Below are 5,652 nucleotides of genomic sequence, written 5' to 3' on the forward strand. Positions count from 1 at the left end.
GCAGGGCATCATCGGCGTCGGACCCTCGTCGACGTAGTACAGCATGCCGCGCTCGGTATCGAGGCAAGCGGTGTAGGTGACGTTCTCGGCCGCGACGGCCAAGTACGCGGTAGCGGACAGCACGACGACGACGAAACTCGCAGCAAGACGATTCATTGGACGCCCTCCTCCAACGACTCCTGCAGGGACTTTATCAAAGAGGGCGTTTCGGGTTCCACGCGTCCCTCGTGCGTCCGGGTCGTTCACCGCCGTCCTGCCGCACCACCCGCAGGCCGAGCCGCCGAGTCGGTGCCGGGGGCGTCGTGGCGGCCCTGTGGCGGGAGCCGCGTGAGTCCCGCAAGCGCTCCCCGGATCGGCGAGGCATCGTCAACGGTGCGTTTCCCTGCCGGACTCGTTGCGGCCCGGCCGTTGCGGGTGCGGAACGGTGCCGGTCCGGGCCCCCGCCGGAATCCCCTGCGTTTCGAGGTGGACCGGCCGGGCTCCCACCGTTGGGGAGGCACCCGGCTGGGGACGCACCCGGCAGCGGATCGGACACGCATCCCCGAGGGCGCAAAAACGAACCCTTGACAGCTCGCAAGCTTGCCGACGCCGGCCGACTCCGGGCGGCCGGATCTCCGGGAGCCCCCCTTTACGACGGATTTGGAAGCGGGATCGCCCCCCAGGGCGCGCCTTCCCTCGGATCCGGATCGGCTGTCGTCGCGGGAGGGCTCGGGATCGACGCGGGGAATCTCCGGTGCGTCCCCGATGGTGCGTTTTCGCATCCCAGTCACGGAGCTCTCGGAGGTTGCGCCCTCGAACCGCCGGATTCGCCGGGATCGTGGCGAACGGCCGATCTTTCGTCGGGTCGTGGGGTGTTTCGCGCCAATGGAGGCGACACATCGGATTCGGGAGGGTTGTCGTCCCGAGACGTCTCGAGATCGCCATCCGAAACGCGGGCGTCGCGGAGGCGGGAGCGACGGGTTCGGGCGAACGAACGAAGCGCCCGGTCTCGCCGAGTCGATGGCCCGGCAACCGCGCCCCGCAGTGGCCCCACGCCGGGGGCGCGCCGATCGAGCTGAAAATGCGCTAGGAGCCCCGCCCGGCGTTCGCCCTGCCGGCCATCGCGCGACCATGTCCCGGTCGCGGCCTGCTGACACTCGAGCGGCCCGAGTTGGTGGAGCCGAGGGGGATCGAACCCCTGACCTCGTGACTGCCAGTCACGCGCTCTCCCAGCTGAGCTACGGCCCCAATCGTGGACGGCGGCGGCGCGGTGCCGGCCGGGATCGGCCGCGCGGCAGCGCCGCACCCGGGCCTCGGAGTCCGGGCGCGGGGATGCTAGCCCCGCGGCCGGGGGGTGTCAACGGAGCGCGCGCCGACGCCGGTCGAAGCGGGATGGAATTCCTGCCGGAACGCTTCACCCTGGCCGGGCTTCCTCGTGAAACCTTTCCAAAAGGGCGCCGCCCCGGCTCGCTGGCCGGTGCCTTCGGCCCCTCGGGCACGGGGCCGGCCTTCTCGCGGCCGAACGGCCCACCGGACGGCCCGGCGATCCGTCGGCCGCGCTCCGCGCGGCGCGTCCGGTCTCCCTTCGAAGCGCTTTCCTACCAAGGGCAGCCCGCGCTCTCGGACCTGCGCGCGGGCGATCCGACGCCACCTGCGGTGTATCGCTTCGAGGTTTCATGAATAATCCGGGCCGGGGCTACGGCGCCCGGATCGCGAGGCGCGACAAGGAGGTGCATCCCCGATGGTGCGTTGTCTCATCCAACCCGCTGAGCGCTCGGAGCTTGCGGCCTCGGAGGATTCGATGCCCGCCAGCTCGGGCCGTGGTTTCCATCGGACAGCGAGTTGCGCAGCGTGTCGCACCATCGGGGGTGCACCTCGCGACGAGACAGCCGGTGGCCGGCGGAGGATGTCGGCTTGATCGGAGATCTCCGGTCCGCGGGAGGGATCGCGATCGCTGCCGCCGGCGCGGCTCTTCTCGCCTCTTGCTCCGAGCCGCCGCCGGAGCCTCCCGCACCGCTGCCGCCGCTGGTCCCCGCGGAACGTCTCGCCGCGGGAGATTTTCCGGCCGTCACGCTCGCCGACACGCGGCCACGCGGGGCCTTCCTCGCCGGCCACCCGGCGGGTGCCGTGCCGCTTCCGCTCGAGCCGCTCGAGCCCGCGCCCTCCGGTCCGGAAGAATCGAAGAGGATCGCCGGGATCGCGGCGGCGCTGGCGGCGGCGGGGTTGGCGCCGGGCAGTCCCGTGGTCATGGTCGACGACGCCACCAGGGAAGGCTTCGAAAGGGCGGCGTACGGCTGCTGGCTTGCGGCCCTGACCTTGGGTGCCCGTTGCCACCTCCTTTCCGGCGGCCTCGCCGCCTGGGAGGCGGCCGGCGGAAAGCTCGTCGAGGGCGAACCGGATCCGCCGCCGCACGCGGGGCACGCGGGCGAGCCGGCGACCTCCCACCTGGCCTCGTTGGACGACTTGCGGGAAGCGACGGCGGGCGCGCCGACCGGCCTCGTCGACGTGCGCCCGGGCCGGCCGCCCGACAGGATTCCCGGCGCGTTCCGGCTACCGCTGGACCACGTCGTCGATCCCGCGGGAACGGTTCTCGAGGCACGACTGCGGCGCGCGATCGAACGATCGGGCCTGTCGATCCCGGACCGGCTGATCGTGCTCGGATCGGACGCGCGGGAGGGTGCCGCCGGCTGGTTCCTCCTGCATCGCGTCGCCGGAATCGAAAGGGTGGCTCTCTTCCCGGGCGGCGTGCCGCGGTGGCGGCGCTACCCGTCGCTGCCTCTCGAACCATCCCCGCCGGAGGGGAAAGAGGAGGCGGGACGAGGGGCCGCGGATCCCCGCCCCCGCGAGCGGGGCGGCACCGGCAATCAGAGCGAGGAGGGATCATGAGCGGAATGCGGGTGCGCTTCGCCCCGAGCCCGACCGGCGAACTGCACGTGGGAGGCGCCCGAACGGCGCTGTTCAACTACCTGCTCGCCCGGCGCCGGAGCGGGACCTTCGTCCTGCGGATCGAGGACACCGACCGCGAGCGCTCGTCGGAGGAGCATGTCGAGGCGATCCTCGAGGCGCTCCGGTGGCTGGGTCTGTCCTGGGACGAAGGGCCCTTCTTCCAGTCCGCGGGCGTCGAGCGGCACCGGGCCGACGCGCGGCGCCTGCTCGACTCCGGCCATGCCTACCGCTGCTTCTGCTCGGAGGAGGAGATCGCGTCGCGCCGGCGCGCGGCCGGAGGCGGGCGGGAGGCCTTCATGTACGACCGCGCCTGCGCCGCGCTCGATCCAGCAGAGTCGGCTCGCCGGGCGGAAGCGGGGGAACCGCATTGCATCCGGTTCCGCGTTCCTCCGGGCGAGACGCGCTACACCGATCTCGTCCACGGCGAGGTCCGCGTCGACCACGCCGAGATCGAGGACTTCGTGCTGCTCCGGAGCGACGGGTCGCCGACCTACAACCTCTCCGTCGTCTCGGACGACGCCGCGATGCGCATCACCGACGTGATCCGCGGCGACGACCACGTGGCGAACACGCCCAAGCAGATCCTGCTCTACCAGGCGCTCGGCTTCCCCCTCCCCCGCTTCGGCCACCTTCCCCTGATCCTCGGCCCCGACCGGAAGCGGCTCAGCAAGCGGCACGCGGCCACCTCGGTGCTCGCCTACCGGGACGAGGGCATCCTCCCCGAGGCGATGGTCAACTTCCTCGCCCTCCTCGGATGGTCCCCCGGAGGCGACCGCGAGCTGATGAGCCTGGAGGAGATGATCCAGGCCTTCTCGCTCGACGCGGTGGGCCGCTCCGGGGCGGTTTTCGACCGGGAAAAGCTGCTGTGGATGAACGGCCAGTACATCGCGCGCGCGGCGCCGGAACGCCTGCTCGAGCTGCTCGCGCCGCGGCTGCGGGTGCCGGAGGGATGGTCGCGCGCGGATCTGCTCCGCGTCGTCGAGCTGGCGAAGGCGCGGCCCCGGACGATCCCGGACCTGGCCGATGCGGTCCGGCGCTACCTCGAAGACGAGGTGGACTACGACCCGGCGGCGGTGAAGAAGCACCTGAAGGGAGACGATCTCGCGGACCGCGTCGCGGGGCTGCGCGCGGCGCTGGAAGCGTCGACCGAGTGGACGCCGGAGGCTCTGGAGGCCGCTCTCCGGACCGAGGCCGAGCGGCAGGGCGTCTCGGCCGCCAAGTTGATCCATCCCGCGCGGGTGGCGGTGCTGGGGGTGGGGGTCAGCCCGGGCATCTTCGACGTGCTGGCGGCGGTGGGACGCGACCGGGTCCTGCGCCGCCTGGCCCGCCTCGAGCGGTGGGCCCGGGAGCGGGGCCCGGGGGCAGCGGCATCCGGGCCTGCGCGGACTTGACGGCGCTGGCGGCCGTCTTTACCCTTTCGCCTCGCGCACTCCGCTGGGGAGTCGTCCAATGGCAGGACATGCGGCTCTGGACCGCAGAATCGGGGTTCGAATCCCTGCTCCCCAGCCAGTCTCCGGCACGGCCTCCGAGAGCTGAGATCCCCGGCGCGCCGGCCCGTGTCCGCGCGCCGGCCCGTCGCTGGGGAGTCGTCCAATGGTAGGACACCAGACTTTGGATCTGGTTATCGGGGTTCGAATCCCTGCTCCCCAGCCAGCCCGAGACGTCCCGCCGGGCGCTGCCGGTCAGAACCGGTCGAGCACCTTCTGGAGCGGAAGGAACCGGACCTGCCAGTCGGCCGAGAGCGACCCGTAGGTCACCGTCGCCACGGCGTCGGCGCCGTGCAGATCCGTCCAGCGCTCGAGCCACTGCACCTGGTACTTCGTGTTCGGCGTCACCTCGAACACGACCCGCAGGTTCTCGTCGATGTAGCCCTTGTACACGCCGGCGATCGGCATCCGGCTCACCGTACCGTCGACCCCCCGCAGCTCGATGGAGAGGTTGGAGTCCTCCAGGATCAGCCGATAGACCTGCCGCCCGCGCCAGCTCGAGCGCGTCAGCCGCGCGAGCTCGTCGAACAGCGACTGCTTGTCGGACCAGAAGCCGCTGCCGCACTCCCCGATGCGCGACTCCATCGAGAGAAGGACGCAGAACGACCGGTAGCCGGGGCAGTTCACGTCGGCGACGCCGTCGAACGGGTCGTCGTGAGGGCTGGGATCGCCGCTCTGCCCGGTCGGCGAGATCGGATAGCGGTCGGGCAGGTCGGGGTTCCACGACGACCAGACCGCGCAGTTGACCTTCCGGGCCGGATCGCAATAGGTCTGGTCGAGGAAGATGACGCTCGCCGTCGGATCGAAGTTCACGTAGGTCTCGAGCCGCTGGTCACCCATCCAATCCTGGCTGACCTCCGTGAACGTTTCCTCCGAACCATCCGACCAGAGAGTGGCGACCTGGGCGGTCGGAACGATGTAAGCCTTGTCGTAGAACGAGTCGGTGACCTGGTCGTCCCAGGGTCCGGCAGCGTCCCTGATCACCGGGTAGTTCGAAACGGCGCACCCCAGCCCTGCCGCCGCTGCGGCGGCGGCGATCGGCACGCGAAGACATCGCATCGTGACCTCCGGGTGCCCGCGGCGGCGGACTCCCCGGGCTCGCACCTGCCCGGAATCATACGCCGATGCCCGCCCTTGCGGAAGCGGCGGCGCGGCCGAGCGCCGCGAGGTGCGCGGGAGCCTCCCGGGCTGCGGCGCCCGGCGGGCGCTCAGGACGGGGGTCCGGTGCGCGCCCCGGACC

Annotated in this window: 4 protein-coding genes and 3 tRNA genes; 5 read left to right on the plus strand and 2 right to left on the minus strand. The window is 71.7% G+C overall.

Annotation, left to right across the window (positions count from 1 at the left end):
- Nucleotides 1-1,151 precede the first annotated feature (1,151 nt).
- Nucleotides 1,152-1,227: transfer RNA gene (locus D6718_01630), tRNA-Ala, on the minus strand.
- 144 nt (nucleotides 1,228-1,371) lie between these two features.
- Here D6718_01630 and D6718_01635 point away from each other — a divergent pair.
- The 5 genes from D6718_01635 (at nucleotide 1,372) to D6718_01655 (ending at nucleotide 4,578) form a co-directional block, all read left to right on the plus strand.
- Entirely contained in the window at nucleotides 1,372-1,659 is a 288-nt protein-coding gene (locus D6718_01635) for a hypothetical protein (protein ID RMG48500.1), read from the plus strand.
- Nucleotides 1,660-1,821: 162 nt separating this feature from the next.
- Nucleotides 1,822-2,865, plus strand: a complete 1,044-nt coding sequence (locus D6718_01640) for a hypothetical protein (protein ID RMG48501.1) — start codon at nucleotides 1,822-1,824, stop codon at nucleotides 2,863-2,865.
- Nucleotides 2,862-4,316, plus strand: coding sequence for a glutamate--tRNA ligase (locus D6718_01645; GenBank protein RMG48502.1), 1,455 nt, complete (start codon nucleotides 2,862-2,864; stop codon nucleotides 4,314-4,316). Before D6718_01640 ends, D6718_01645 begins: the two co-directional genes overlap by 4 nt.
- Nucleotides 4,317-4,360: 44 nt before the next feature.
- Nucleotides 4,361-4,434: transfer RNA gene (locus D6718_01650), tRNA-Gln, on the plus strand.
- Nucleotides 4,435-4,504: 70 nt separating this feature from the next.
- A tRNA-Gln gene (locus tag D6718_01655) sits at nucleotides 4,505-4,578 on the plus strand.
- A gap of 29 nt (nucleotides 4,579-4,607) precedes the next feature.
- On the opposite strand, the gene D6718_01660 is transcribed toward D6718_01655, so the two are convergent.
- Entirely contained in the window at nucleotides 4,608-5,471 is an 864-nt protein-coding gene (locus D6718_01660) for a hypothetical protein (protein ID RMG48503.1), read from the minus strand.
- Nucleotides 5,472-5,652: the final 181 nt, after the last annotated feature.

It is taken from the genome of Acidobacteriota bacterium (assembly GCA_003696075.1).
Taxonomy (GTDB): domain Bacteria; phylum Acidobacteriota; class Polarisedimenticolia; order J045; family J045; genus J045.